Source organism: Nonomuraea sp. KM90, from assembly GCF_052246675.1.
Taxonomy (GTDB): Bacteria; Actinomycetota; Actinomycetes; order Streptosporangiales; family Streptosporangiaceae; genus Nonomuraea.
In genome coordinates this window covers 1-26,656 of record NZ_JBQQCB010000080.1, presented here as the reverse complement: position 1 = coordinate 26,656, position 26,656 = coordinate 1, and the positions used below count along the sequence as shown (strand labels likewise).

At 72.2% G+C, this 26,656-nt stretch carries 23 protein-coding genes; 6 read left to right on the top strand and 17 right to left on the bottom strand.

Going from position 1 to position 26,656, the window contains the following annotated elements:
- Position 1: 1 nt before the first annotated feature.
- The 3 genes from ACTWPW_RS44390 to ACTWPW_RS44380 are packed head-to-tail and all read right to left on the bottom strand — an operon-like array spanning position 2 to position 3,486.
- Positions 2–718 carry an amidohydrolase family protein gene (locus ACTWPW_RS44390; RefSeq protein ID WP_375108512.1) on the bottom strand — a complete coding sequence of 239 codons (717 nt, stop codon included), beginning with the start codon at positions 716–718 and terminating at the stop codon, positions 2–4.
- On the bottom strand, positions 715–1,401 hold the full coding sequence (locus tag ACTWPW_RS44385; RefSeq protein WP_375108513.1) for an amidohydrolase family protein: 687 nt from the start codon (positions 1,399–1,401) through the stop codon (positions 715–717). Before ACTWPW_RS44385 ends, ACTWPW_RS44390 begins: the two co-directional genes overlap by 4 nt.
- A 9-nt stretch (positions 1,402–1,410) precedes the next feature.
- Positions 1,411–3,486 (bottom strand): PQQ-binding-like beta-propeller repeat protein, encoded by a 2,076-nt coding sequence (locus ACTWPW_RS44380; RefSeq protein ID WP_443172258.1) that lies wholly within the window; start codon positions 3,484–3,486, stop codon positions 1,411–1,413.
- A 79-nt stretch (positions 3,487–3,565) separates the two neighbouring features.
- On the opposite strand from ACTWPW_RS44380, the gene ACTWPW_RS44375 reads away from it, so the two are divergent.
- Genes ACTWPW_RS44375 through ACTWPW_RS44365 form a run of 3 tightly spaced genes read left to right on the top strand, consistent with a single transcriptional unit; the run spans position 3,566 to position 7,096 of the window.
- On the top strand, positions 3,566–4,348 hold the full coding sequence (locus ACTWPW_RS44375) for an amidohydrolase family protein (RefSeq protein ID WP_443172257.1): 783 nt from the start codon (positions 3,566–3,568) through the stop codon (positions 4,346–4,348).
- Positions 4,345–5,073 (top strand): amidohydrolase family protein, encoded by a 729-nt coding sequence (locus ACTWPW_RS44370; RefSeq protein ID WP_375108516.1) that lies wholly within the window; start codon positions 4,345–4,347, stop codon positions 5,071–5,073. The genes ACTWPW_RS44375 and ACTWPW_RS44370 overlap by 4 nt, the downstream gene beginning before the upstream one ends.
- 43 nt (positions 5,074–5,116) lie before the next feature.
- A complete protein-coding gene (locus ACTWPW_RS44365; protein WP_443172256.1) occupies positions 5,117–7,096 on the top strand; it encodes a PQQ-binding-like beta-propeller repeat protein in 1,980 nt (659 codons plus the stop codon).
- A 56-nt stretch (positions 7,097–7,152) separates the two neighbouring features.
- Here ACTWPW_RS44365 and ACTWPW_RS44360 read toward each other — a convergent pair whose 3' ends face one another.
- The 5 genes from ACTWPW_RS44360 to ACTWPW_RS44340 all read right to left on the bottom strand — a co-directional run bounded on the left by ACTWPW_RS44360 (position 7,153) and on the right by ACTWPW_RS44340 (position 12,546).
- Entirely contained in the window at positions 7,153–8,052 is a 900-nt protein-coding gene (locus ACTWPW_RS44360) for a dihydrodipicolinate synthase family protein (RefSeq protein ID WP_443172255.1), read from the bottom strand.
- A gap of 69 nt (positions 8,053–8,121) precedes the next feature.
- Entirely contained in the window at positions 8,122–8,982 is an 861-nt protein-coding gene (locus ACTWPW_RS44355) for a carbohydrate ABC transporter permease (RefSeq protein WP_375108862.1), read from the bottom strand.
- A gap of 2 nt (positions 8,983–8,984) precedes the next feature.
- Positions 8,985–9,851, bottom strand: a complete 867-nt coding sequence (locus tag ACTWPW_RS44350; protein ID WP_364136503.1) for a carbohydrate ABC transporter permease — start codon at positions 9,849–9,851, stop codon at positions 8,985–8,987.
- Positions 9,852–9,907: 56 nt separating this feature from the next.
- A complete protein-coding gene (locus ACTWPW_RS44345; RefSeq protein WP_375108519.1) occupies positions 9,908–11,158 on the bottom strand; it encodes an ABC transporter substrate-binding protein in 1,251 nt (416 codons plus the stop codon).
- Positions 11,159–11,244: 86 nt separating this feature from the next.
- Complete coding sequence (locus tag ACTWPW_RS44340; RefSeq protein ID WP_443172254.1) at positions 11,245–12,546, bottom strand: DegT/DnrJ/EryC1/StrS family aminotransferase; 1,302 nt, start codon at positions 12,544–12,546, stop codon at positions 11,245–11,247.
- 46 nt (positions 12,547–12,592) lie between these two features.
- Between ACTWPW_RS44340 and ACTWPW_RS44335 the strand changes: the two genes are divergently transcribed.
- Entirely contained in the window at positions 12,593–13,798 is a 1,206-nt protein-coding gene (locus ACTWPW_RS44335) for a hypothetical protein (RefSeq protein ID WP_375108521.1), read from the top strand.
- Between the two features lie 155 nt (positions 13,799–13,953).
- On the opposite strand, the gene ACTWPW_RS44330 is transcribed toward ACTWPW_RS44335, so the two are convergent.
- From ACTWPW_RS44330 to ACTWPW_RS44320, 3 genes are all read right to left on the bottom strand, one after another.
- On the bottom strand, positions 13,954–15,009 hold the full coding sequence (locus ACTWPW_RS44330; RefSeq protein ID WP_364126354.1) for a dihydrodipicolinate synthase family protein: 1,056 nt from the start codon (positions 15,007–15,009) through the stop codon (positions 13,954–13,956).
- 38 nt (positions 15,010–15,047) lie between these two features.
- Positions 15,048–16,055: an NAD-dependent epimerase/dehydratase family protein gene (locus tag ACTWPW_RS44325; RefSeq protein ID WP_443172253.1), complete on the bottom strand. Its 1,008-nt coding sequence runs from the start codon at positions 16,053–16,055 to the stop codon at positions 15,048–15,050.
- Between the two features lie 223 nt (positions 16,056–16,278).
- A complete protein-coding gene (locus ACTWPW_RS44320) occupies positions 16,279–17,184 on the bottom strand; it encodes a Gfo/Idh/MocA family protein (protein WP_443172252.1) in 906 nt (301 codons plus the stop codon).
- Positions 17,185–17,476: 292 nt separating this feature from the next.
- On the opposite strand from ACTWPW_RS44320, the gene ACTWPW_RS44315 reads away from it, so the two are divergent.
- Complete coding sequence (locus tag ACTWPW_RS44315; protein WP_375108525.1) at positions 17,477–18,199, top strand: VIT1/CCC1 transporter family protein; 723 nt, start codon at positions 17,477–17,479, stop codon at positions 18,197–18,199.
- A 164-nt stretch (positions 18,200–18,363) separates the two neighbouring features.
- Here the strand turns inward: ACTWPW_RS44315 and ACTWPW_RS44310 are convergent, their stop codons facing one another.
- From ACTWPW_RS44310 to ACTWPW_RS44285, 6 genes are all read right to left on the bottom strand, one after another.
- Positions 18,364–18,990 carry a LysE family translocator gene (locus ACTWPW_RS44310; protein ID WP_375108526.1) on the bottom strand — a complete coding sequence of 209 codons (627 nt, stop codon included), beginning with the start codon at positions 18,988–18,990 and terminating at the stop codon, positions 18,364–18,366.
- Positions 18,987–19,526, bottom strand: a complete 540-nt coding sequence (locus ACTWPW_RS44305; protein WP_375108527.1) for a hypothetical protein — start codon at positions 19,524–19,526, stop codon at positions 18,987–18,989. The genes ACTWPW_RS44310 and ACTWPW_RS44305 overlap by 4 nt, the downstream gene beginning before the upstream one ends.
- Positions 19,527–19,544: 18 nt before the next feature.
- Positions 19,545–19,889 (bottom strand): spore germination protein GerW family protein, encoded by a 345-nt coding sequence (locus tag ACTWPW_RS44300; RefSeq protein WP_443172251.1) that lies wholly within the window; start codon positions 19,887–19,889, stop codon positions 19,545–19,547.
- Positions 19,890–20,088: 199 nt separating this feature from the next.
- Positions 20,089–21,468 (bottom strand): glucose-6-phosphate dehydrogenase, encoded by a 1,380-nt coding sequence (gene zwf, locus ACTWPW_RS44295; protein WP_443172250.1) that lies wholly within the window; start codon positions 21,466–21,468, stop codon positions 20,089–20,091.
- Position 21,469: 1 nt separating this feature from the next.
- Positions 21,470–23,101 carry a glucose-6-phosphate isomerase gene (gene pgi / locus ACTWPW_RS44290; RefSeq protein ID WP_375108529.1) on the bottom strand — a complete coding sequence of 544 codons (1,632 nt, stop codon included), beginning with the start codon at positions 23,099–23,101 and terminating at the stop codon, positions 21,470–21,472.
- Between the two features lie 109 nt (positions 23,102–23,210).
- Complete coding sequence (locus ACTWPW_RS44285) at positions 23,211–24,917, bottom strand: IlvD/Edd family dehydratase (RefSeq protein ID WP_443172249.1); 1,707 nt, start codon at positions 24,915–24,917, stop codon at positions 23,211–23,213.
- A 53-nt stretch (positions 24,918–24,970) separates the two neighbouring features.
- Here ACTWPW_RS44285 and ACTWPW_RS44280 point away from each other — a divergent pair.
- Positions 24,971–26,656, top strand: a 1,686-nt coding sequence (locus ACTWPW_RS44280; protein WP_443172248.1) for a phosphoketolase family protein, incomplete at its 3' end; no start/stop codon positions are given.

Sequence of the window (26,656 nt, the reverse complement as noted above, 5' to 3'; positions counted from 1 at the left end):
GTCACAGGGCTCTTTTCAGCAACCGCGCGAGGTTGCCGCCCTGGATCAGGGCCCGGTCGGCGTCGTCGAGGGGGGCCAGGGCCACGCGCCCGAAGCCGATCCGCAGGTCGAGGAAGCAGGCGTCGGAGCCGTAGACCACACGGTCGGCGCCGATCAGGCCGGCCAGGCGGGCGATCCAGCGGCCGGTCATCCTGGAGCCGCAGATCTCCAGGAAGACGTTCGGGTGCCCGCCCACCAGGTCGGCGGCGCGGGCGAAGCCGTGTGGCCAGAGCCCGGCGTGACCCAGCAGCAACGGCACGTCCGGGTGTCGCCGGGCCACGGTGACGAACTGCTCGGGGTCGCTCCACGGGGAACCCGTCTGGCCGTGGGCGAGCACCGGCAGGCCCAGCTCCCAGACGGGATCGTAGCGGCGGTCGTCGAGCCGGCACTCGTGCACGTCCGGGTGGAGCTTCACGCCCCAGACGCCCGTGCCGGTGAGCCGGTTGCGCTGGTGGGGGTTGTAGACCTGCCAGACGCCGAACCGGCCGGGATGGCGCTCGGCCGCGTCGAACGCCAGCCGGTTGCCCTCCTCGGCGTCGGGGCCGACGGCGAGCAGGTGGCTGATGCCGATCGCCTCGATGCCGAGCAGGTCCATCAGGGTGACCATGCCGCCGGCCGACTGGTCCGGGATGAGGAAGTCCGGCCACGGGCCGAGGTGGCCGTGCGCGTCCAGGATCATCGGCGCTCTCCTTGCCCGAACAGGCCGCCGCCCGAGGCGATCAGGTCGATGTCGGCCTCCGGGAGTTCGAGGTGGTCGAGCAGGAAGCGCGGCCCGCAGTCGTCCATGACCGGGGCACCGGTCCCGAACACCAGCCGCTCCGCGCCGTAGTGCGTGGCCAGCCACTCGACGCCGCGCTGGGTGTTGACGGTGCCGATCTCCAGCCAGAGGTCCGGGATCTCGGTCATGAGCTCGCCGATCGCGCGCAGCCGCCGGTAGCCGGGGTTGAGCAGCAGGATGCGCTGTCCGGGCAGCAGGCGGGCGAGGGCGAGGAGCTCTCCCGGTGAGGTCTCGTCCAGCTCGATGGCCGCGATGGCGCCGAGGTCCGCCAGCCGGCGCACGGCCGTGGGGCCGGTGAGCTCGAACCGGTGGCGCGCCGGGCAGAGCCGGACCATGGGGACGTCCCAGTCCGGCGCCGGCCCGAACGCCTCCGGGAGCAGCACCGGCACCGGGATCAGCCGGGGGTCGCTCAGGGCCAGCAGCGCCTCGTTCCCCGCGTGGACGTCGGAGTAGAGGCTGAGCGTGTGGGTCACGCAGGCGCGGTGAACGCCCAGCCGGTCCATCTCCGGCAGCGGGTCCCGGGGCAGGTCGTCGAAGGGCACGGGGCCGATGAGCCGGTGGGCGTCCAGAACTAATTTCGGCACAGACCGAAATTAGCCTTGCGGTGGCGTGACGGTCAAGAGCGGGCAGCCGGGGTTCAGGTCGATCCTCGCCAGGTGCCGGCCGCTCAGGGCCCACGCCTTCCAGGAGCCGGGCTCGAAGTGGAGCTGCGGGTTGGTGTACCACTCGTCGCCCAGCCCGGTGGCCAGGTGCCGGGCCGCGCCCAGCGCGCCGGGGCCTGGCTCGTCCGTGCCCAGCTCGTAGGCGTTGCCGCCGCCGAAGAAGGTCGAGACGAACACCCGGCCGCGGTGCACGGTCAGCTCGCCGTACCCGGACAGGGTGCCCTGGTGCCTGACCGTCCCGGTGGCCAGGTCGAGGGCGATCCAGGTGCCGGAGTCGCGCTTGTAGACCCCGTAGAGCAGGCCGTCGTGCACCTTGACGTCCTGGAACGTCCGCGCGCCGGGAACCGGGTCCGCCTGCCACCGCACCGTGCGGGAGCTCAGGTCGAACGCCGCGACGGAGGCCGCGGTCCGCACCGGCGGGACGCCGCCGCCGCCGAGCACGTCGCCGCCCAGGTAGACGACCCCCGCGCGGGAGTCGAGCGAGAGGCTCATCAGGCTCTGGCCGGGGATGACGCCCAGGTGGACGTCCATCTCACCGGTGTCCGGGTCCACGATCGTCAGGGCGCCCTCCAGCTTGCCGCCCAGCGGGGCGGAGGCGACCAGCAGCTTGTCGGTCACCGGGTCGTACTCGATGTCCCAGGGGCGCTGCTGGTCGTGGCCCAGGTAGCCCAGGCTGCGGATCCGGTCGGTGCGCAGGTCGACGGAGATGATCTGGCCGCTGGGGTAGATCGCGGCGTAGATCTTGTTCCCGCGGCGTACCAGGTCCTTGGGCTCGCCGGGCACCCGGAACCTGCGCTGCGCGCCGGTACGCAGGTCGCGGACGTCCATGAAGAAGTGGCCGCCGACGTAGACGGCGCGGCCGGGCACCAGCAGCATGCTCTGCGGACGCTCGGCGCCGGCCGGCAGTCCGGCCTCGATCAGGTCGGTGAACTCGGACTCGCCGGTGCGCAGGTCCAGCCACCACATGCCGCCGCTGCCGGAGAAGCCGGCCAGGGTGTGGTCGTCGACGAGCGCGAGCCGCCTGGTCTCGTCCTCCTGCGACGGCGGGCCGGCGACCTTGGTGAGCGCGCTGTCGCCCGTACGGTAGCGGTGGACGGCGCCGTCTGGGCGCGAGGTGCCGTAGACCGTGCCGTCGGGGGCGACCGTGAGCGCGTCGAGGCTGCCGGAGCCCAGGGAGACCCGCCTGGCGTCGGTGCCGTCCTTGCGCACGTCGATCAGGACCGGCCCGCTCACCGCGAGGATCCGGTCGCCGTGCTCGGCCACGACGCCGATGCCGCCCGCCCCCTGGGCCAGCTCCCTGACCGCGCCCGTCTTCCGGTCGATGGCGACGAGCCTGCCCTTGTCCAGCAGGCCCGCGTAGACGTTGTCGGCGTCGGCCGCGACCGCTCTGACGTAGCGCTCCCCCGTGGCCAGCACGCCGAAGTCGCGCACCGCGCCGGTGGCCGGGACGTACTCCCTGACCCGGCCGTCGGGATAGGTCCCGGCGTAGAGCGTGCCGTCGGGCGCCACGGCCAGGGACCAGATGTAGCCGCCGTTGCGGCCGAACGAGGCGAGGTGCGCCACCTCGCCGGTGGCCGGGTCGAAGCGGTAGAGGTCGGGCACGGGGTAGGTGCCGACGTAGACCTTGCCGCCGGACACCGCCGTGGCCCAGCCGCCCTCCGGCTCCCCGGTGGCCGGGGCGTCGGGCAGGCGTACGCTCCTGACCACCTTGCGAGTGGCCAGGTCGATCTCGGCCAGCACGGGCGGCTTCTGGCCGCGGGTGACGACGTAGCCCTTGCCCTCGTGGACGACGGCGCCCACGATCGCGCCGGTCACCGACGCCGGCCCGGACGTCTCCACGCGCTGCCCGGCACACGACGGCGCCCCCTGCGCGAGGCTCCGGGCGGCCGCTCGCACGGGGGCCGCCGACGCTGGGGCTGCCGACGCCGTGGTTGCCGAGGCTGGGATCGCGGATACGAGCAAGGTGGCGGCCAGAGCCGCCGACACCACGAGGGGACTGCGCGGCATGACCGCACCTCCGCACATTGTTGCCCAATTTTGGTCCAGACCGTAATCTTCTGAGCAGGATTAGTCAATGGAGGCTGGTGTGACGGCGTTCGACGCGCGTGAACTGGTCGGCGAGCTCGAGGTGACCCTCGACGTGGACGTGCTGGTCGGGGCGTACCCCGACCGCGACGGACCGCCGGGAACGCCGGGATCCGTCCTGGAGGCCCTGGCCGCGCACCGCATCCGGGCGGGCGCGGTGGCGTCGCTGCGGGCGGCCCTGTTCGACATGCGCTCCGGCAACGACGAGGTCCTGGCCCTCTCCGGCGGCCCGCTCGCGCCGGGAGACGGCACGGACGGGGGCCCGGACGGGGGCACCCCAGCCGGCGTGGTTCCGGTCGGGACCGTGGATCTGCGTGACCCCATCGGCGCGGTGCGGGAGATCGACCGGCTGGCGCCGCTGGGCGTGCGGGCGATCAGGCTGTTCCCCGACGAGCAAGGCGTCGAGGCGGGCTTCCCCTCGGTCCGGCACGTCGCCAGGAGGGCCGCCGCGCTCGGCCTCGTGGTGCTGACCGGCGGCGACGTGCGGCGCTTCTGGCAGCCGTTCGCCGGCCTGGACGCCAAGGTGGTCTTCCTGGACACGCACTTCTACCACCTCGGCGACTTCCTGGTGGTCGCCGCCGACGAGCCCGGGTTCCACACCTCGACCCGCCTGCTCAACTCCCCCGACGCGCTGGAGACCGTACCGGCCGACCGGCTTCTCTACGGCTCGCGCACCCCCCACTACGAGCCCGTCGTCCCCCTCCTGCGCCTGGCGACCGGCGGGCTGAAGCCGGACGAGATCGCCGCGGTGGCGGGCGGCAACGCGAGGAGGCTGTTCGCATGATCATCGACGTGCACGCCCACTGGGGCCCGTGGTTCTTCTCCATGGACGTGGCCGGGGCGAACCTCGCCACCATGGACCGCTTCGGCATCGATCTGTCGATCGTGTCGGCCACCGAGGCGGTGATCTACGACGCCCGCGCGGGCAACCGGGCCCTGGCCGAGTGGCTGGCCACGCAGGACCGCCACCTGGGGTACGTCACGATCAACCCCCGCAGGCCGGCCGACGGCGAGCGGGACCTGCGGGAATACCTGCCCACCGGCAAGTTCGCGGGCGTCAAGATCCACACCGACTACACGGGGTCGCCCGCCTCCTCGCCGCAGACGCGCGAGGCGCTGGCCATGGTCGCGGCGGCCGGGGTGCCCGCGCTGGTCCACACCTGGGGGACCACGGTGCTGGACCTGGCCCAGGTCTGCCTCGACACGCCCGGCCTGCGCGTCATCGCGGGGCACATGGGCGCCGACGGCTTCGCCCACGCCATCGAGGCCGCGAACGCCTGCGACCGGCTCTATCTGGAGCCGTGCTACTCCCACGCGCCGGCCGGCCGCATCGCCCAGGTGGCCGCCGGGGTGGACCGCACGCGGCTGCTCTTCGGCACCGACTCGACCCTCATCGACCCGGCCTCGGCGTACGGCGCGGTGGCGGCCGCGGGCCTGGACGCCGAGACGGCCGAACTGGTGGCGTGGCGCAACGCCGCGCGGCTCTTCGATCTGGACATTACGGCCTAGGCCGTAATAACGTGCGGCCAACCTTCCCGAGGAGTATCAGCGAATGATCCCCCGCCGCCGTTTCCTCCAGGCCGCAGCCGCCTCGGCCGCCGCGACCACCATCCCCGCCCTCGCCACCGGCCCCGCCCACGCCACACCCACCGCCACCGCTACAGCCGCAGCCACCGCCACAGCCTCGGGGCGCGAGCCCGAGGGCACGATCACCGATCTCGGCCCGGCCAGCGTCACCAGCCCGCTGGGCAACGCCGAGTTCGTCGGCGACGTGCTGTACCTGGGCTCGCGCGGCCTGGCGCCCAACGTCGTGGGCGCCTGGGATCTGGCCCAGGACAAGGTCACGGCCCACTTCGAGATCCCCACCGGCGTGGGCATCTGGGCGATGTGCAAGGTGGGCACCGACGTGTACGTGGGCACCCACTCCAGGTCGGACCTGTACCGGATCGACACGTTGACCGGCACGACCACGAAGGTAGCCCAGTACCCCGACCCCTACATCTGGACCATGGCCGCCTCGCCCGACGGCAAGGTCTACATGGGCATGTCCCAGCCGGGACGCGTGGTCGAGTACGACCCCGCCACCGGCGCCAGCCGCGACCTCGGCCAGCCCGCCCCCGGCGAGGCGTACGTGCGCAGCATCCAGGCCGACGACACCCACGTCTACGCCGGGGTCGGCAGCAACGCCCACCTCGTCGCGATCGATCGCCGGACGGGCGAGAAGCGCGAGTTGCTGCCCGCCGAGGTGGCCGACCGGGACTGGGTGTCGAGCATGTCGATCAGCGGCACGCACGTGGCCGGCGGCATGAACTCGCTGGCCGAGCTGCTGGTGCTGGAGAAGGCGAACCCGGCCGCGTACAAGATCGTCAAGGCCACCGCGCCGGGCGAGAAGTACATCGTCTCGGTGCTGATCCACGACGGATGGGTGTACTTCGCCGGCCGCCCGTCCGGCACGTTCTACCGTTACCGCATCGAGGACGGCACGTACGAGGTCCTCGGCGTGCCGTTCCCGGAGGCGCAGACCGTCCGGATCCTGGAGCACGGCGGCCGGATCTATGGCGTCCAGGAGCCGGGCATCTTCGTCTACGACCCGGCCACCGGCGCGATCGACTACGTGAGTCACGTGCAGAAGGGGTTCAGGGCGGCCCCCGAGGAGCCCATGTCCGTGCACTCCGACGGCAGGCTCGTCTACGTCGGCGGCAAGGGCGGCTGCGACCTGCACGACCTGGCGACCGGCCAGGTCACCCGGCTGCCCATCCCCGGCGAGCCGAAGACCATCATCACCGCCGGGCACACCACCTACCTCGGGGTCTACACCCAGGCCGCCCTGTACTCCCACCGCGCGGGCGACCCCGAGGCCAAGCTCCTCCTGCGCACCGGCCACAACCAGGACCGGCCCAAGGACCTGTGCCACGACAGGCTGACCGGACTGATCGTGATGTCCACCCAGCCGGAGCCCGGTCACCAGAACGGCGCGCTCGACGTCTACGACCCCAGGACCGGCCGGCTCGACACCTACCGCCCGGTGGTCGAGCGCCAGACGGTGTTCTCGCTGACCGCCCGGCTGGGCACCGTCTACCTGGGCACCAGCACGCAGGAGGGCCTCGGGTCGCCGCCGGTGACGTCGACGGCCCGGCTGGCGGCGTTCGACCTGCGTACCCGTGAGGTGAGGTGGGAGGTCGAGCCGGTGGCCGGCGCGAGCAGCGTCACGAGCCTCAAGCACACGACCCTCGCCCTGTACGGCATCACCGGCGACGGAGTCCTGTTCGAGTTCGACCCGCGCGGGCGCGAGGTCACCCGCACGCTGAAGGTCTGCGAGCGCGGCGGCGACCTGGTGCTGGCCGGGCGCAACGCCTACACCAGCGACGAGAACGCGGTCTACGAGATCGACCTGGTCGCCTTCACCTCGAGGAGGCTCGTGGAGGGGCTGGCGAGCGACTGGTTCGGCGGCGGTTCCCGGCTCGCCATCGATCCCTCGCGCAAGGCGCTGTACGGGCTCAAGGGCCGCAACCTGATCCGGATCGCCCTCTGAGCCCGGCGGCGAACCGGCCCCTGAACTGACCGGGGCACCGGGCTGGGGGCGGCCCCTCAGCCCGGGACCGCCGCCAGGACCCCGGCGCGCTCGCCGTCCGGCAGGCCGGGGCCGTACGGGTCGACGGCGTGCGACTCGGGGATGAGCCCCTCCGCGGCGGCCACCCACAGCATCCGCTGCACGTAACCCTCCATGGGCGCGGTGAACGTGGCCGCGGCCAGCCGGTCCAGCCGCGCGGACGCCCGCTCGAACCCCCGCAGATCATCCCCCTCGAACGCGCGCAGCACCGCCGCCGTCGTCTCCACCGACGCGGCCGCGATGCCCACCAGCGCCGCCTGCGCCCCCCACAGGAGCGAGGGGCCGAACATCCGGTCCTCGCCGGTGATGGCCAGCCGGTCCGCCTCGCGGGTCCGGGCGATCGCCTCCTGGCAGCCCATCGCGTCGGACAGCAGCGCCGTCTTGAGCCCGGCGACGCCGGGGTGCCGGACGATCGCGCGCAGCACGGCGGGCGGGCACGGCGCGGTGTACAGGTCGAACGCGATCATCGGCAGGCCGGCCGCGGCCCACACCTCGTCGTGCAGCGCCGCCCGGTCGCCCTCCGACGGGAACACCAGCACGCCGTCGGCCCCCAGCTCGGCGGCCACCTTGGCCTCCTCGGCCGCCGGAGTCGAGCCCCCGCCGACGCCGGCGATCACGGGGAGGCCCGTACGGCACGCGCGCCCGATCAGGCCGGCCCGGACGTCGGGCGGCAGGAAGGGGCCGCGGCCGGTGTGGGCGAGCACGGCCAGGGCGTCGGCGCCCGCGGCGGCCAGGCCGCGGAAGTACGCCTCGGCGACGTCGAGGTCCACCTCGCCCGATGCGGTCATCGGCGTCGCGGCGGCGGCCACCAGGGCGCCCCGCAGTCGATCGCGCAGCCGCGCGGCCCGCGGGTCGATCGGCGCGCTCATCGTGCTCATCGTTGTTCCCCTCACCGGATGGCCTTCATCAGACGGTCTGGGCGACAAGCGTAGGCGCTCAGCTCCGGGTCACTTCAGCCCGGTCATGGCGATGCTGTTGACCAGGTAGCGCTGCAGCAGGAAGAACACCAGCAGGCAGGGCACCGCCGAGACGGCGGCCGACGACATCAGCGTCGCCCACTGCAGCTCTTCCGTCTTGAGCACCGTCAGCCCCACGGTCAGCGTGCGGGTGGCGTCGCTCTGCGAGATGACCAGGGGCCACAGGAAGTCGTTCCAGTGCCACAGGAAGACGAACACGCCCAGCGTGGCCAGGATCGGCTTGGTCAACGGGATCACGATCGTCCAGTAGACGCGCAGCTCGGAGGCCCCGTCCACCTTGGCGGCGTCGAACAGCTCGTCCGGCAGCCCGAGGATGAACTGGCGCATCAGGAAGACCGCCTGCGAGTTGGCCAGCGTCGGGACGATCAGCCCCCAGAAGGTGTCGGCCCCGCCGAAGTCGGACACCAGCACGTAGAGCGGGATGAGCGTGGCCTGGAACGGCACCATCATCGTGGCCAGGAAGGTCCACAACATGGCGTCGCGGCCGGGGAAGCGCTTCTTGGCGAAGGCGTACCCGGCCATCGACGCCGTGAGCAGGATGATCACGACGGACACGGCCGAGTAGACCAGCGAGTTGATCGTCCACTCGGCGAACCCGGAGGCGCTCAGGACCCGCGTGATGTTGTCGAGGGTGAGCGAGTCGGGCCACTGCGCGGGCAGGGTCGGCTCGCCCCTCGGCGAGAGGGCCACGACGAGCATCGCGATGAACGGGCCCATCGTCAGCAGCGAGATGACCGAGAGCAGCGTGTACAGCGCCCACTTGCGGCCCCGGCGCCGGGGCGCGGCGGTCCGCCCGCCGGCCCGGGCCGTGGCGGGACGCGCGGCCGTCATCGTCACGTGTTCTCCTTGCCGACGAAGCGGCGCTGGATCAGCGAGACGACCAGGACGACGGCGAAGAGCACCATCCCCCACGTGGCCGCGTAGCCGAACTCCCAGAACCTGAAGCCGCGTTCGAAGATGCCGTAGATGAGGGTGTAGCTGGCCTTGGCCGGCCCGCCGCCGGTCATCACGTAGATCGTGTCGAAGACCTGGAACGAGGCGATCGTCTCGATCACCAGCACGAAGAAGAGGGCGGGCTTGAGCAGGGGCAGCGTGATGGAGCGGAAGCGCTGCCAGGCGCTCGCGCCGTCCACCCGGGCCGCCTCCAGGTAGGAGCCGGGGATGGCCTTGAGGCCGGCCAGCAGGATCAGCATGGAGTAGCCGAAGCCCTTCCAGCAGGAGACGAGGGCCAGCGCGGGCAGCACCAGCTCCGAGCGCTCCATGAAGGCGACCGGGCCCAGGTCCAGCTTGGCCAGCATGCCGTTGATCAGGCCGTCGAACTCGTAGATCCAGCGCCAGATGAGGCCGGCGAAGACGAAGCTGGTCACGTACGGCAGGAAGAGGATGCCGCGGAACAGACCGCGCAGGAAGACGATCGAGTTGAGCAGCAGCGCGGTGCCGAGCGAGACCAGAACGACCAGCGGCACGTAGATGGCCGTGTACACCAGCGTGGCGCGCAGGCTCGACCAGAAGTTGGGGTCGTTCACGAGCCGGGTGTAGTTGTCGGCGCCGATGAAGCTCCACTCGCCGCCGATATTCCAGTTCGTCAGGCTCATGCCCGCCGCGCCCAGCGTGGGGAAGATCTTGAAGATCAGGAACAGCACGAGCATGGGGAGGACGAACAGCAGTCCCGTGATCGGATCGCGCAGGCGATGACGCACCGGGGTTCACACCTTTCCAGAAAACGGGGCCTCCACGCGGGGAGGCCCCGATCGTGTCAGCTGCCGCCGGCCAGCAGCTCGTTGCCCTCCTTCGCGGCCGCGTCGAGAGCCGTCTTGGCGTCCTCCTTGCCGAGCAGCGCCGCCTGCACGTGCGCCGCGATCATCGACATGACCTGGCGGGCCTTGGGGTGGGTGTCACCGGGGAAGGCGAACTCCAGCGACTTGGCGAACTCCTTGGACGTCGCCGACTGGTCCGGGATGGTCACGTCGGTACGCGCGGAGAAGAAGCCCGACTCCTTGGCCAGCGGCCCGGCCACCTCGGGAGAGGCGACGTAGGCGGCGAACTTCTTGGCCGCGTCCTTGTTCTCGGAGTGCTTGGCCAGCACCAGGCCGCCCGGGATGCCGAACGCGACCCGCTTCGAGCCCTCCAGCGGCAGGCCGATGCCCACGTTCTCCGCGCCGATGGCGGCGCCGAGCTGGTCTGCCTGGAGCGCCGTGGCGGCGTGGTACATCGCGGTCTTGCCGGAGGCGAGCGCGCCGCCCTCGATGTCGTTGCCCTTGCTGGCGGTGTTCTCCGGCAGGCCGCCGGCGGTCTTGAGGTCCAGCAGGAGCTGCAGGCTGTCGATGCCCTGCTGGTTGTTGACGGTCACGCTCTTGCCGTCGGCGGCGAAGACCGAGCCGCCGTTGGCCCATAGGATCGGGTAGAAGCTCTGGTTGAGCGAGACCTCGGGCTTGCCCGGGTAGTCGAGCACCGCGACCTTCCCGGCGGCCAGCTTGGGCGCGGCCTCCTTCAGCTCGGCCAGCGTCTCGGGCACCTTGGTGACGCCCGCGTCGGCGAAGAGCTTCTTGTTGTAGATGGGGGCGGTGATCGTCTGGTAGATCGGCACGCCGTAGAGCTTGCCGTCCACGGTCAGCGCGGTGAGCGCGTTGGGCAGATAGCTCGCCTTGGCGGGGGCGACCACGTCGTCCACGGGCTCCAGCGTGCCCTGCTGGGCGTACTGCGGGATCTGGTCCGGGCCGAGCACCACCAGGTCGAAGCCCTTCCTGGAAGCCAGCGCCGTGGTGACCTTCTCCTGGCGTCCGTCCCAGGGCTGCTGGTCGATCTTGACGTCGATGGCGGGGTTCGCGGCCTCGAAGTCCTTCTCGACCTTGTCCCAGAAGGCCTTGTGCTTGGCCTGGTCCATGATGACGGGGTACATCCAGAGGGTGACCGTGCTCTTGTCCGAGCCCGAGCCGCCACCGGATCCGCACCCGGCGATCACGACGCTCAGGGCGGCCACGACTCCGGCTGCCGTTAGCTTCCTCATCGGTGGCTTTCCTTTCCCGAATACCGGTCCTGACCGAAACCTAGTGAGCGGCGAGCGGCCGGTCAATGCTTGATACATGAACGTAACTAGGCCCTTCCGGGATAGCGCCGGACACTGTCGGCGATCGCCGCCACGTGCTCCGACGTGTAGTGTTCGTTCCAGTCGATGACCACGAGCGTGCTGTCGACCAGCCGCTCGGCCGCCGGGCAGCCGGCGGGACGATAGCCCTCCAGGGGATAGTCCGAGGCGCCGTAGATCGGCCCCTTCCACAGCGGGGCCCGGTTGAGAGGCTCCTTGAGGTATCCGGCCCGTGCCGGAATCCCGGCCGCGCTCAGGTGCGCGGCCAGCTCGGGGGCGTCGCCGCCGGGCAGCACGAGCGGGAACAACCACCAGGCGTGCCCGTCAGGGCGGGGCAGCCGGATCACGCCGCGCCCCTCCCCCGCGCCGGCCGGCTCGCCGGCTTCCAGCACCCCGTCCAGGCCGCGCAGCGCCTCGATGAGCTGTCCGGCGGTGCGGCGCCTCGACTCCACGACGCCCGGCAGCTTCGCCAGTTGCGCCCGGGCCACCGCCGCCTGCAGCTCGGTCATCCGGTAGTTCAGGCCGAGGCTCTCGTGCGAGCGGCCGGCGGCCCGGTCCCAGCCCTTGTCCGCGAACAGCCGCATGCGCCTGGCCAGCTCGTCGTCGTCGGTGATCGCGACGCCGCCGTCGCCGCAGGTGATGTGCTTCCACTGCTGCAGGCTCAGGGTCCCCACGTGGCCGGCCGTGCCCGCGTAGCCCCTGGTGGGCAGCTCACCGAGAAGCTCACCAGGCTGCCCGCCGGCCTGCCCGTCAGACGGCCCGCCGGCCTGCTCGCCAGGCGGCCGGCCGGCCTGCCCGGCGGGCAGCTCCGCGAGCCACGCCTGGGCGCAGTCCTCGATGAGCACGAGGCCGTGCTCGTCCGCCAGGGCCCGCAGCGCGGCGATCCGGGCCGGCGCCCCGAACAGGTGCACGGCCATGATCGCGCGGGTGCGCGGCCCGATGAGACCGGCCACGGAGTCCGGGTCGAGGTTGCCGTCGGACGGGTCGACGTCCGCGAAGACAGGAACGGCGTTCTGCGCCAAGATGGGGGCCACGGTACCGAAGTCCGTGATCGGCGTCGTGATGATCTCGTCCCCGGGGTCCGGCGCCGCCGCGACGACCGACAGGTGGAGGGCCGCGGTGCCGGAGCTGCACGCGATCGCGTGGCGCGAGCCGTACAGCTCGCCGACCTCGCGTTCGAGCGCCCGCGCCTCGGTCCCCCAGACGGAGTTGAGCATGCCGGAGCGGATCACCCGCTCCAGTGCCGCCATCTCCTCGTCGCCGAGGGTGCGGCCCGCGGGTTCGGCCATGTTGGGAAAGTGCAGGGTCACCGGATAACCTTTCGGTCTAGACCGTATTAAGGAAGAGGAGGCGCGGGTGGGTATCGTCATCGGAGTCGTCGGCCCGCACGATCTGGTCGACGACGTCGCGGCCACCTGCGAGGAGCAGCCGGGGGTCAGCGCGCTGCGGCTCGACTACGATCACGAGTCGCAGGCCCCGGCCATCGTCGAGGCGCACACCACCTCGGTCGAGGGCTGGCTGTTCACCGGCATCGTCCCGTACATGCTGGCCCGCGCCGCCGACGTGCTGTCGCGTCCGGCCGCCTTCGTCGACTACTCGGGCGCGACGCTGCTCAGCGCCCTGGTACGCCTCCAGCACGAGGGCCACGACATCACCCGCCTGTCCATCGACACCATCTCCCCCGCCGACGTCACCGCCACCTTCCACGAGGCCGGGCTGCCCACCGACCAGCTGCGCACCCTCGGCTACCGCCCGGAGCAGACCTCCAAGAAGGTCATCGCCTTCCACCGCCGCGCCCCGACGCATCCCGTGATCACCTGTCTCAGCTCGGTGCACGAGGCGCTGCGCGGCGAGATGCAGGTGCTGCGACTGGCGCCGTCGGTGCACTCGGTCCGCGTGGCGCTGCGCCAGCTCCTGCTGACCGCCGAGGGTCAGGCGCAGGAGGACGCGCAGATCGCGCTCGGCCTGGTGGAGATGGACGGCGAGGAGGGACTGCTGCGCGAGGCCGGCGCGCTCGGCGGCACGCTGGCCGCCTTCCGCGGCGGCACTCACCTGCTGGTGACCACCCGGGGCCCCCTCCACGACGCCACCGGCGGCTTCACCGGGCTGCCCATGCTGACCAGGCTCACCGCGCACAGCGCCGTGGCCCGGGTGGGTTTCGGCCTCGGGCGCAGTGCCGCCGAGGCCGAGAGCCTGGCCCGCCGGGCGCTGGCCAGGGCCCGGCGCATCGGGAGCGTGGCCGCGGTGCTGTCATTGCGCGCCGACACCGACATCGTGCTGGAGTCGGTGGCCGACGAATCCGCCGGCGAGCAGAGCCTGTCGGTGCTCGCCCGCCGGGTGGGGCTGTCGGTGCCGACGCTGGAGAAGCTGCTGGAGGCGCGCGACGCGGCGGGCGGGCAGGCACTGACCACGCGCGAGATCGCCGAGCGGCTCGCCGTCCAGCAGCGCACGGCGCGGCGGATGCTGCACCGGCTGGAGCTGGCGGGGCTGGCCGAACGCACCGGCAACCTCACCAGCGGCTCCAGCGGCCGCCCTCTGACGCTCTACCGCCTCACCCTCTAGACCCGGCGCCCCCTCCCGGGGCACGTCCGCCGACCGGTCGGGACCGTTCAGGCGAGCCGGACCGTTGAAGGGCGCCGGGCCGTCATAGCGTGCCCAGCCGTTCAGGAACGCCCGGCCGTTGAGGGGCACCCGGTGGTTCAGGGGCGCCTGGGCGGTCAGGCGAGCCATCGGTCCAGGCCCTCGGCCACGAAGTCGTCGTCGCGGAGCCACGGGTAGGCCGCCCAGATCCGGTCGATCTCCGCGAGCTGGCCCGGCGAGAGCTCCTCTGCCGGGTCGAGGCACCAGCGGCCCGCCAGCAGGCCCTGCCGGCGCAGCACCTCGTGGATGCCCGGGATGCACCCGTGGAAGCCGTTCGCCGAGTCGAAGATGGCCGCGTTGGCGTCCGTGAGGTGGCCGTCGAGGCTGAGCAGCCTGCGCACCGCCCCGTCGTCGCCGGAGCGGGCCAGCGTGGCCTCCTCCAGCAGCTCCACGGCCCGCCGCACCCAGACCGCCCACTGGCCGAGCAGCCCGCCGACGAATTCCACCTCCACCTCGCGCCCGTCCACGACCACCCGGTGCGAGGTGATGAGATCGGCCAGGATGTGGTCGTCGTTGCCCGTGTAGAGCGCCACCTCGCCGGCCCGCCCCGCCCGTACGACGCCGTGCAGCACGTCGAGCGTGCGGTAACGATCGAAGGGGGCGACCTTGATCCCGACCACCGACTCGATCGCCGCCAGCCGCGTCCAGAACTCCCGTGACAGGGCGCGCCCGCCCACCGCGGGCTGCAGGTAGAAACCGATCACCGGCAGCACCTCGCCCACGGCCCTGGCCCGCTCGATCAGCCCGTCCTCGTCCAGCTCCCGGTACGGGCTGAGCAGCACCATGTGATACCCCAGCGACCTGGCCAGCTCGGCCTCCGCCACCGCCTGCGCGGTGGGCCCGGTCGCGCCCGCCACCAGCACCACCTTGCGCCGGAACTCGCCGGCCGTGGCGGCGGCCAGTTCGAGCACGGGCGGCAGCAGGTCGGTGCCGTGAATGGCGAACTGCGTGGTGTGCACGCCCACCGCCAGCCCGCCGGCCCCGGCCTCCACGTAGTAACGCGTCAAAGCACGCTGGCGGCGCTCGTCCAGCCGCCTGTCCCCGGTCAGGGCAAGGGGATGAGCCGGGATCACCAGGCCACGCCTGAACAGGTCGCGCACGGACGTCTGCGCCTCTGGAGCCGTGCTGAGCACGTGGGTCCCCCTCTTTTCTGCTGAAGTGAGCACGCGGATCAGAAACGCCCGTCGCGGCGTTCGAACTTGGTGGGCTTGCCGAGCAGCGGGCCGCCGTCCGCGACCCAGCGCGCCGTGTGCTCGATGAGTTCGGCGGGGGTCAGCTCGGGGTAGCCGAACAGGCGGTGGCATCTGGAGGCGTTCGAGAGCAGCGCCGTCGGCGCCTCCTCGCCGGTGAACACCGGCTCCTTGCCGAGCGCGGCGCCAAGGTCCAGCGCCGCCCTGCGCACCGAGACGAGCTCGGGCCCGGTGACGTTGAGCACGTACGGCGGTACGTCGGCCAGCAGCAGGGACCGGAGCGCGACCTCGTTGGCGTAGCCCTGCCAGACCACGTTCACCTGCCCCGTTGCCAGGTCGATGGGCTCGCCGGCGAGCACCTTCTGGGCCAGGTCCACGAGCACCCCGTAGCGGAGCTCGACCGCGTAGTTGAGGCGGATCAACGACAGGCGGGTGCCGTTCGTCTCGGCGAAGTGCGTCAGCACGCGTTCCCTGCCCAGGCAGCTCATCGCGTAGTCGCCAACGGGGCCGACGGGCGAGTCTTCCGTGCTGCCGCCACCGCCCACGGGGACGAGGGGGTAGACGTTCCCGGTGGACAGTGCCGCGATCCTGGCGCCGGCGAAGCGGTCGGCCACCCGGCCGGGCAGGTAGGCGTTGGTGAACCAGGTGGCGTGCTCGCGGCCCTGCGTACCGAACTTGGCTCCCACCAGGAACACGACGTTGGGCGCGTCGGGGAGCTCGCGCAGGGCGCGGTCGTCGGCGACGTCGGCGGCCACCACGGTGGCGCCCGCGTCCTGGAGTGTCCGGGCCAGCCCTGGCTCGGAGAAGCGCGACACCGCGATGATCCGCCGGTCTCCCCGGCCGGCGTTCAGGGCCAGCCGCACCAGGCTCGGGCCGAGCTTGCCACCGGCGCCCAGGATCATGATGTCGCCGTCGAGCCTGCCCAGATCGTCGATGAGCCCGGCACTCGGCCGTGCCAGCCGCTCCTCGAGTTCCGCTGTCGTCCGCACGCGGTCTCCTCCATCCCTTATTTACGGTCCAGACCGTAACCGGATGGAGCTCCGGCTGTCAACGGGCACGACCTGGTCAGGCACCGTTACGGCCCGGCCGGGGGCTCGGGCCAGGCGCGTTACGGCCCGGACAGGGGCTTGGGCCAGGCGCCGTTGCGGCCCGGCCAAGGGCTCGGGCCAGGCGCCGCGACGGCCCCGGCCAGGGGTGCTTCCTGGGAGCGGGTCAGGCGCTCTCGCGGGCGGGGAGCGCGCTTTCGCGAGCCGAAACGATCACGTCGAGCACGGCCCTGGTCTCCTGCCACGGCACCGGGCTGGGCGCCCCGCCCACCATGGCGAGGAATGCCTCGATCGTTCCCTCGTACCCGAGCCCCCTCACCGGATCGTCCCCGCCCTCGATCACGATGGTCTCGGTGGAGTCCCGCTTGTGCAGGGTGACGGCGTACGACTCGGACTCCGAGACGCCGAGGATCTCGACCGTGCCGGTGATGCCGTCGTCCCAGCGCAACGCCATCACCCCGGTGTCCTCCGAGCGCAGCGACGCGTAGTGCCGCCTCGCCCCGGCCGCCCCCACCAGCCGGACGGCGGGACCCAGCAGGGCCACCAGCAGCTCCACGCCGTGGATCCCCATGGTCACCATCGTCCCGCCGCCCTCGCCCGGCGTGTCCTGCCAGGCGTTGTAGCCGGTCGCCCAGATCCCCACGTCGTGCCGTACGGTGGCGCGCACGGCCAGCACCTCGCTCCGCTCGGCCCGCGCGCCCGCGAAGGCCGGGGCAAAGCGCAGCACCGAGCCGGACAGCACGCGGTCGTGGATGGGCAGCCGGTCGAGCTCGTCCAGCTGGGCCCGGGCCGCGGCGGCGGGCTTGTTGACGAAGCAGGCCACGCCCGTCTCCAGGACCCTGGCCAGCGCCAGCGGCACCTGCGGGTTGGGCACGGTCAGCACCACCCCGTCGATCCCGCCCGCCAGCGCCTCCTCCAGGCTGCCCGCCACCTTCGCCGCGGGATTCTCCGCGGTGAAGCGCCGCAGCCGCTCGGGATCCGGCTCCCACACGACGAGCTCGGCGTGGCGGGCCAGGGTGCGGGCGTCGGTGAAGGGATGGCTGGTGGCCAGCCCGGCGAGGGCGATGCGCACGGTCGTCTCCGATCTGTCAGGAAGGGAGGCCATCATCGCAGCGCCCCTCCGGCCGAACGGCAAGGGTCCTGACGGTACGACAATCGCCTATTTACGGTCAGGACCGTTATAGTCGGCTGGGCAGATCGCCTCCCGGAGCGGCACGACCGGCAGCGAGCCGGCCCTGGCCCGCACGGCACTCTGCGGTCCTGTGGCCGGGTTTCCGCAGGTCAGGGAAGCCTCTCCTTCGTTGCGGATCTTGGCCGCATATGCCACATTTCTAGAAAGAGGGGTATATATACGGAGGAATTGCATGACCATCGAGCTCGCCCGCCCGCATCCCCCCGAGCAGCACCACAGCCACCGGGACGTTACCGGCGGCTGGCTGCGGCCGGCGGTGTTCGGGGCGATGGACGGGCTCGTGTCCAACTTCGCGTTGATCGCCGGGGTCGTCGGCGCGGCGGGGGCCGGGCAGGGGGCGGTGCTGGCCGGGTGTGCCGGGCTGCTGGCCGGGGCCTGTTCCATGGCGGCCGGGGAGTACACGTCGGTGAAGTCCCAGACCGAGCTGATGCGCGCCGAGATCGCCGTCGAGCGGCGCGAGCTGGCCCGTAACCCCGTCGGCGAGCGGGCCGAGCTGGCGGCGCTCTACCGGGCGCGCGGGCTCGACGCCGAGCTGGCCGAGCGGGTGGCCGACGGGTTGTCGGCCGATCCGGAGCAGGCGTTGCGGGTGCACGTCCGGGAGGAGCTCGGCGTCGACCCGGATGACCTGCCCTCCCCCTTGCTGGCGGCCGGCTCGTCGTTCTGCGCGTTCTCGGTCGGGGCGCTGGTGCCGCTGGTGCCGTTCCTGTTCGGGGCGTCCGGGCTGGTGGTGGCGCTGGTGTTGAGCGTGGTGGCGCTGTTCGGGTTCGGGTCGGCCGTGGCGGTGATGACCGCGCGGCCGTGGTGGCGGGGCGGCCTGCGCCAGCTCGCCCTGGGCGTGGGGGCGGCCACCGTCACCTTCGCGCTGGGCCACCTGCTCGGCGTGACCATCGCATGACGCGCGCCGAATAACGCGCGCCGCATAGTGCGCGCGGGCCGGCGCTCAGGAGCGGTCAGCGGTCAGGAACGGCCGACACTAAGGAACGGCAGGCGGTCAGGGGCAGCCGGAGGTCATGGGCGGCCGGAGGTCAGGGGTAGCCGGAGGTCATGGGCAGCCGGAGGTCAGGGGCGGCTGGAGGCGGCCAGTTTGATGCCGAGGCCGATGAGGGCGGCGCCCGTGAGTCCGTCCACCGCCCTGCGTACGGCCTGCCGGGCGAACACCCTGCGCAGCGTCCCCACCACGTTGGCCACCACCAGGAACCAGGCGACCGTGCCCGCCAGCGCCACCCCCGAGAGCATCAGCGCGGACGCTCCCGAGCTGAGGAACTGGGGCACCAGGGCCACGAAGAACAGCGCCGCCTTCGGGTTGAGGACGTTGGTCAGCAGCCCTTCGGCGAACGCCGCCCACGAGCCGCGCCCGCCCGGGTCGGGGACGTCGAGCCGCAGCTCCCCGCCCCCGCGCCAGGCCGAGCGCAGCGCCCTGACCCCGAGGTAGAGCAGGTAGGCGGCGCCGGCCACCTTGACCACGGTGAACGCCAGGGCCGAGGCGGCAAGCAGGGCCGCGATGCCGGTGGCGGCCGCCACGACCCAGGCGAAGACGCCCACGGCGATCCCCGCCGCGGCCGCCATGCCGGGCCCGCGCCCCGAGACGGCCGAGCGGCGTACCACCACCGCGAAGTCCGGGCCGGGCGACATCGCCCCGAGCAGCACCACTCCACCGAAAGCCGCGATCTGCGCCATAGAGGTCATGGCGTCCACCTTACGAGCACCCTCCCCTCGGGGATCAAGGCGGACCGCTCCCACGTCCACGTCGGCACGGTGATCATCTCGGCGGGCCGGTCGAGCGGGATGGGAATGTCGAGCAGGGCGGAGTGCGGCGTGAGCGGCAGGCCGCCGCTCGGGATGACGACGGTCTCCAGCGGCGTGCGCTGGGAGGGCCCGTCCGGCTCGTCGAGCTCGCTGCGCACCCAGGTGGCCGGGCCGGAGAAGGCCATGAACGCCAGCGCGCCACGCGGCGCGGCCCCGGAGTGGCGCAGGGCGCCGGCGGGCAGCCAGCCGTGCTGGCCCGGCAGGTAGGTGATGCCGGAGACGTGCAGCTCGCCCGCCAGCAGCACGAACTCCTCCCCGGCCAGGTAGTGGCCGTGCTCGGGCCGGGCCCAGCCGGGCGGGAAGCGTACGAGCGTCGCGGAGCCGTCCAGCCGGGCCACCCGGACCGGCAGGTTCGACCCGGGCATCAGGAAGGCATGGCCGGGCAGCTCCGCGTCGTCGAGCAGGTCGGTCAGCACGTGTGCCGTCTCGGCTCGTCAGCGCTTGCGGCGCCGCTTCGTGAAGATGGCCCGCAGCGTCAGCAGCAGCACGACCGCGACGAGCTGCCCGCCGATGACGATGCGGTTGACGTCGACGGCCGGCCGCCACAGGGCGTCGCCGTCCTTGAGCACGAACACCCCCGCCGGGGTGGCCCCGAAGCCGAAGCCGCCGCCGCTGCCTCCGCCCTCCTCGCCCTTCTCGCCCCGGTTCTGGCCCTGGCCCCCGCCGCCGCCCTGGGCGACCCTGGCGACCGGGATGACGACGACGTCGCCGTGTTGGATCGGCTCGCCGAAGACGCGTTTGACGGTCGCGGCGTCCTTCGACTGTTCCACCAACTCCATGATGTCCATCCCCCCATCGTCACCCCGGGACGCCGCCCCGTCGAACGCCGCTGGTCGTCGCCTGCTCACGGGCCTCCCGGACCTCCCGCCCTCTCCTCCTACCCACCGCACTCCGGTGAAGGTCTTCTCCGGGAGCGACGATCAGGTAGGGGGCGAAGGGGAGGCGCCGGGCACGCGGGAGAAGGGGCGTGGGAGGCGGTCAGTCGAACGTCGTGGAGATCTCGTGCCAGCCGTCCGGCGGGATCTCCGCCGCCCGATCCGGCCCCCAGGACCCCTTCGCGTACGGCAGCGGCGCGTCCGTCAGGTCGAGCACCGGCTGCACGATCCGCCACGACTCCTCCACCAGGTCGAACCTGGCGAACCTGCGCGGGTCGCCGCTGACGGCGTCGGCCAGGATGCGCTCGTAGGCGGCCTCCATCGGCCCGAGCACCTTGGTGAAGTCGACGCTGACCGGCACCGGCCGGGTGTGCTGCTTGCCCGGCTCCTTGGCCAGCAGGTCGAACGTCACCCCGGCGTCGGGCTGGAGCCGGAACCTGACGAGGTTGGGGCTGTCGGGGGCGCCGCCGTTGCCGAACATCGTCACCGGCGGCCTGCGCAGCTCGGCGACGATCTCCAGGTCGGTGGTGGGCAGGCCCTTGCCGGAGCGGATGCACCACGGCACCCCGGCCCAGCGCCAGTTGTCGATGTAGGCGCGCAGGGCGACGTAGGTCTCGGTGGTGGAGCCGGGGCGCACGCCGTCGGTGTCGAGGTAGCCGGAGTACTGGCCGCGTACGACGTCGGCGGGCGCGATGGCCTGGACGGCGCGCAGCACCCGCCACTTCTCGTCGAGCTGGGCCCGGGCGTCGGTGGACGGCGGCGGGTCCATCGCGAGGATGGCCAGGAGCTGGAGCAGGTGATTCTGCACCACGTCCCGGATGGTGCCGTTGGCGTCGTAGAAGGCGCCCCGGTCGCGTACGTCGAAGTCTTCCGCCATGGTGATCTGCACGCTGCGGATGTGGGAGCGGTTCCAGATGGGCTCCAGCAGCGTGTTGGCGAACCGGAAGACCATGAGGTCCTCGACCGGCTCCTTGCCCAGGAAGTGGTCGACCCGGCGCAGGTGGTCCTCGTCGAAGTGCTTGAGCAGCTCGTCGTTGAGGCTGCGGGCCGAGTCGAGGTCGTGCCCGAACGGCTTCTCCACCACGAGCCGCGAGTCACGGTTGAGGCCCACCCCCGAAAGGCCCTCGGCGACCGGCGCGAACAGCGACGGCGGCACCGCCAGGTAGTGGACCAGGAAGCCCTTGCCCGCCACCTCGTCGCGCAGCCGGGCGAACGTGCCGGGGTCGCGGTAGTCGCCGGCGACCAGCCGCAGGTTGCCCGCCAGCTTCTCGAACGCCGCGTCGCGGACGCCGCCGCAGGCCTCGCGGGCGTGCTCGCGCAGCCCGTCGAGGTCGAGGTCGGTCTTGGCCACGCCGATGACCGGCAGGTCGAGCCGGCTGTCGGCGGTCAGGTGGTAGAGCGCGGGCAGGAGCATCTTGCGGGCGAGGTCACCGGTGACCCCGAACAGGACCAGCGCGCCCGCCTGCTCCTTGTCGTGCGCCATCTCAGGCGCGCCTTCCGCGCAGCTCCCGGTATTTGCGGATCAGCTGTTCGGTGGAGGCGTCGGGGAAGGCGGTGGGCGGCTCGTCGGAGGTGAGCGCGGGCGCCAGGTCGAGCGCCATCTTCTTGCCCAGCTCGACGCCCCACTGGTCGAAGGAGTCGACGCCCCAGATCGTGCCCTCGACGAACACGATGTGCTCGTAGAGGGCGACGAGCTGGCCCAGCGTGGAGGGGGTGAGCTTGGGGGCGAGGATCGTGGAGGTGGGGCGGTTGCCCGGCATCACCTTGTGCGGCACGATCTCCGGCGCGGTGCCCTCGGCGGCGATCTCGTCGGCCGTCTTGCCGAACGCCAGCGCGGTGGTCTGGGCGAAGAGGTTGGCGGCGAGCTGGTCGTGCATGCCCTCGCGGTCCTCGTGGGGCTCGGCGAAGCCGATGAAGTCGGCCGGCACGAGCCGGGTGCCCTGGTGCAGGAGCTGGTAGAAGGCGTGCTGGCCGTTGGTGCCCGGCTCACCCCAGAAGATCTCGCCGGTGCGGGCGGTGACGGGGGTGCCGTCGGCGCGCACGGACTTGCCGTTGGACTCCATCGTGAGCTGCTGCAGGTAGGCCGGGAAGCGGTGCAGCCGCTGGCTGTAGGGCAGGACGGCGCGGGTCTCGGCGTCGAAGAAGTCGGTATACCACACCCCGAGCAGGGCCATCAGGACCGGCATGTTGGCCTCGAACGGGGTCGTGCGGAAGTGCTGGTCCATGGTGTGGAAGCCGGCCAGCATCTCGCGGAACCGCTCGGGCCCGACCGCGATCATCAGGGACAGGCCGATGGCGCCGTCGTAGGAGTAGCGGCCGCCGACCCAGTCCCAGAAACCGAACATGTTGTCGGTGTCGATGCCGAACTCCGCGACCTTGGCGGCGTTGGTGGAGACGGCGACGAAGTGCTTGGAGACCGCGTCCTCGCCGAGCGCCTCGACCAGCCAGCGGCGCGCGACCCTGGCGTTGGTGAGCGTCTCCAGCGTGGTGAAGGTCTTGGAGCTGACCACGACCAGCGTGGTCGCCGGGTCGAGGCCGGCGAGGTTGCCGGTGATGTCGGCCGGGTCGATGTTGGAGACGAACCTGGCCGAGATGCCGGCGTCGGCGTAGTCGCGCAGCGCCTCGTAGGCCATGGCGGGGCCGAGATCGGAGCCGCCGATGCCGATGTTGACGACGGTCTCGATCGGCTTGCCGGTGGCGCCCTTCCACTCCTTGGACCTGACCCGGTCGGCGAAGGCGCTCATCTTGTCGAGCACGGCGTGCACGTCGGCCACGACGTCCTGCCCGTCCACGACGAGCTTCGCCTCGCGCGGCATGCGCAGCGCGACGTGCAGGACCGCGCGGTCCTCGCTGACGTTGATGTGCTCGCCGCCGAACATGGCCGCGATGCGCTCGCGCAGCCCCGCCCGCTCGGCCAGGGCCGTGAGCAGGTCGATGGTCTCCTGCGTGGCGCGGTGCTTGGCGTAGTCGAGGTAGAGGTCGCCGGCGGTCACCGTCATGCGCCCGGCCCGCCCCGGGTCGTCCGCGAACAGCTCGCGCAGATGCCTGCCCGCCAGCTCCTCGTGGTGCTTGCCCAGGGCCGCCCACTCCTGGCTCTGGGTGATGTCGCCGTTCACGCTCTTCCTCCTCGCGTCGCCAACCCGATCATGCCTGGTTCCATCGTCCCGTAACCCCGTACCCCCCGCGGTTGATTCCGCGCATGGCGGAGCGGAGTCTTTAAGCCCCTCAGTGAGATTCGCGGCCCACGTGGTCGCCGCCGGAGCCGACCAGGAAGTCGAGGTCGGCGCCGCGGTCGGCCTGGGTGACGTGCTCGACGTAGAGGCGCTCCCAGCCGCGTACGGGCCGGGCGTGCCCGGTCATGACCGGCTCCCTGGCGGCCAGCTCCGCGTCGGGGACGTCCACGTCGAGGCGGCGGGCGGCCACGTCGAGCACGATCGGGTCGCCGGTGCGCACCCGGGACAGGGGCCCGCCGGCGGCGGCCTCGGGCGCGGCGTGCAGCACGACCGTGCCGTACGCGGTGCCGCTCATGCGGGCGTCGCTGATGCGTACCATGTCGCGCACGCCCTTCTCCAGCAGCTTGGCCGGCAGCGGCAGGTTGCCGACCTCCGGCATGCCCGGATAGCCCTTGGGCCCGCAGCCGCGCAGCACCAGCACCGAGGTCTCGTCCACGTCGAGGTCGGGCGAGTCGAGGCGGGCGTGGACGTCCTCGACGCTGTCGAAGACGACGGCCCGGCCGCGGTGGCGCAGCAGCTCGGGCGAGGCGGCGGCGGGCTTGATCACCGCCCCGCCCGGCGCGAGGTTGCCGCGCAGGACGGCGATGCCCGCGTCGGGCAGCAGCGGGGCCGAGCGCCGCCGTATGACGTCCTCGTCCCAGATCTCGGCCCCGGCGAGGTGCTCGACCAGCGGGTGCCCGGTGACGGTGATCGCGGCCGGGTCGAGCAGGTCCTCGACCTCCTTCAGCACGGCCGCCAGGCCCCCGGCCCTGAACAGGTCGTCCATCAGGTGCCGCCCGGCCGGCTGCAGGTCGACCAGCAGCGGCACGCCGGAGCCGGTGCGGTCGAAGTCGTCCAGGTCCAGCTGGACGCCGAGCCGGCCGGCGATGGCGAGCAGGTGCACGACGGCGTTGGTGGAGCCGCCGACGGCGGCCAGCGTGACGATGGCGTTGAGGAAGGAAGCCCTGGTCATCACCTGGCTCGGGCGGCGGCCCTCCTTGACCAGCTCGACGGCCAGGCGGCCGCTCTCGTGGGAGCGTTCGAGCAGGCGGCTGTCGGGGGCCGGGGTGCCGGCGGTGCCGGGCAGGGTCATGCCGAGCGCCTCGGCCATGCAGGCCATGGTGGAGGCGGTGCCCATCGTGTTGCAGTGGCCGCGGCTGCGGATCATGGACGACTCGGACCGGAGGAACGCCTCGCGGGAGAGCGTGCCCGCGCGCACCTCCTCGCTGAGCCGCCACACGTCGGTGCCGCAGCCGAGCGGCGCCCCGCGGAAGTGCCCGGTCAGCATGGGCCCGCCGGGCACCACGAGGGCGGGCAGGTCGACGGAGGCGGCGGCCATCAGCAGCGACGGGATCGTCTTGTCGCAGCCGCCGAGCAGCACCACGCCGTCGATGGGGTTGGCGCGCAGCATCTCCTCGGTGGCCATGGCGGCCAGGTTGCGCCACAGCATCGCGGTGGGGCGGACGTTCGTCTCGCCGAGGGAGACGACGGGCAGGTTGAGCGGCACGCCGCCGGCCTCCCACACGCCGTTCATGACGCTCCGGGCGACCTCGTTCAGGTGGGAGTTGCAGGACGTGAGATCGGAGGCGGTGTTGGCGATCGCGATGTGCGGCTTGCCGCCCTCGAACGCCTCCTGCGGCAGGCCGCGCCGCATCCATGCCCGGTGTATGTAGGAGTTCCGGTCGTTGCCTGAATACCAGCGCGAGCTCCTGAACTCCATGTTCGGCACCTTATCGGGGATTCATTCCGCCCTGTCGAGGAATCAGCAGGGGCATGGACCATATAGACGCGTACTGGCGGGCGGCCAACTACCTGTCCGTGGGGCAGATCTACCTGCTGGACAATCCGCTGCTGACGGAGCCGCTGCGGCCGGAGCACATCAAGCCGCGCCTGCTCGGCCACTGGGGCACGACGCCCGGCCTCAACTTCTGCTTCGCGCACCTCAACCGGGTGATCCGCGAGCGGGACCAGGACATGATCTACATCGCCGGCCCCGGCCACGGCGGCCCGGCGGCGGTGGCGCACGCGTGGCTGGAGGGGTCGTACTCCGAGCGGTATCCGGACGTGTCGCAGGACGTGGAGGGCATGCGGCGGCTGTTCCGCCAGTTCTCCTTCCCCGGCGGCATCCCGAGCCACGTCGCGCCGGAGACGCCCGGTTCGATCCACGAGGGCGGCGAGCTGGGGTACGCGCTCGCGCACGCGTACGGCGCCGCCTTCGACAACCCCGACCTGGTGGTGGCCTGCATCATCGGCGACGGCGAGGCCGAGACCGGCCCGCTGGCCGCGAGCTGGCACTCCAACAAGTTCCTGGACCGCCGCCGCGACGGGATGGTCCTGCCCATCCTGCACCTCAACGGCTACAAGATCGCCAACCCGACCGTCCTGGCCCGCATCCCGGAGCCGGAGCTGATCAAGCTCATGGAGGGCTACGGCTACCGCCCCCACCTCGTCGGCGCCGACCACGAGGAGATGGCCGGCACGCTGGACCTGGCGTTCGAGGAGATGGCCGCCTACAAGGCGGGCGACGCGGCCCGACTGCCGATGATCATCCTGCGCACGCCCAAGGGCTGGACCGGGCCCCGCGAGGTGGACGGCCTGCCGGTCGAGGGCACGTGGCGCGCGCACCAGGTGCCGCTGGCCAAGGTCCGCGAGAACCCCACCCACCTGGGCATGCTCGAGGAGTGGATGCGCTCGTACCGGCCGGAGGAGCTGTTCGGCTCCGACGGCCGGCCGGTCGCCGGGATCCTGGACACGGTGCCGAGCGGCCCGCGCAGGATGAGCGCCAACCCCCACACCAACGGCGGCGAGCTGCTGGAGCCGCTGCGGCTGCCGGACTTCCGGCGGCTCGCGGTCGAGGTCAAGGCCCCGGCGGAGCAGTCGAGCGAGCCCACGCGGGTGCTCGGCGGGTTCCTGCGCGACGTGATCGCCGCCAATCCGAGCACGTTCCGGCTGATGGGCCCGGACGAGACGGCGTCCAACCGGCTGTCCGAGGTGTTCGAGGTCACCGACCGGGCCTGGGACGCCGAGCTGCTGCCGACGGACGAGAACCTGGGGGCCGGCGGGCGGGTCATGGAGGTGCTGAGCGAGCACCTGTGCCAGGGCTGGCTGGAGGGCTACCTGCTGACCGGGCGGCACGGGCTGTTCAACTGCTACGAGGCGTTCATCCACATCGTGGACGCGATGTTCAACCAGCACGCCAAGTGGCTGGAGTCGTCGCAGAAGATCCCGTGGCGGCGGCCGGTGGCGTCGCTGACGTACCTGCTGTCCTCGCACGTGTGGCGGCAGGACCACAACGGCTTCAGCCACCAGGACCCCGGCTTCCTCGACGTCGTGGCGAACAAGAAGGCGTCGGTGGTGCGGGTCTACCTGCCGCCGGACGCCAACACCCTGCTCTCGGTCGGCGACCACTGCCTGCGCTCGCGCGACTACGTCAACGTGATCGTCGCCGGCAAGCAGCCG

Excerpts from the sequence above, each read along its gene's own strand:
- ACTWPW_RS44390 (WP_375108512.1), bottom strand. The coding sequence starts at position 718 with ATGATCCTGGACGCGCACGGCCACCTCGGCCCGTGGCCGGACTTCCTC.
- ACTWPW_RS44380 (WP_443172258.1), bottom strand. The coding sequence starts at position 3,486 with ATGCCGCGCAGTCCCCTCGTGGTGTCGGCGGCTCTGGCCGCCACCTTG.
- ACTWPW_RS44370 (WP_375108516.1), top strand. The coding sequence starts at position 4,345 with ATGATCATCGACGTGCACGCCCACTGGGGCCCGTGGTTCTTCTCCATG.
- ACTWPW_RS44365 (WP_443172256.1), top strand. The coding sequence starts at position 5,117 with ATGATCCCCCGCCGCCGTTTCCTCCAGGCCGCAGCCGCCTCGGCCGCC.
- ACTWPW_RS44360 (WP_443172255.1), bottom strand. The coding sequence starts at position 8,052 with ATGAGCACGATGAGCGCGCCGATCGACCCGCGGGCCGCGCGGCTGCGC.
- ACTWPW_RS44355 (WP_375108862.1), bottom strand. The coding sequence starts at position 8,982 with ATGACGGCCGCGCGTCCCGCCACGGCCCGGGCCGGCGGGCGGACCGCC.
- ACTWPW_RS44345 (WP_375108519.1), bottom strand. The coding sequence starts at position 11,158 with ATGAGGAAGCTAACGGCAGCCGGAGTCGTGGCCGCCCTGAGCGTCGTG.
- ACTWPW_RS44315 (WP_375108525.1), top strand. The coding sequence starts at position 17,477 with ATGACCATCGAGCTCGCCCGCCCGCATCCCCCCGAGCAGCACCACAGC.
- ACTWPW_RS44310 (WP_375108526.1), bottom strand. The coding sequence starts at position 18,990 with ATGACCTCTATGGCGCAGATCGCGGCTTTCGGTGGAGTGGTGCTGCTC.
- ACTWPW_RS44300 (WP_443172251.1), bottom strand. The coding sequence starts at position 19,889 with ATGGAGTTGGTGGAACAGTCGAAGGACGCCGCGACCGTCAAACGCGTC.
- zwf (WP_443172250.1), bottom strand. The coding sequence starts at position 21,468 with ATGGCGCACGACAAGGAGCAGGCGGGCGCGCTGGTCCTGTTCGGGGTC.
- ACTWPW_RS44285 (WP_443172249.1), bottom strand. The coding sequence starts at position 24,917 with ATGGAGTTCAGGAGCTCGCGCTGGTATTCAGGCAACGACCGGAACTCC.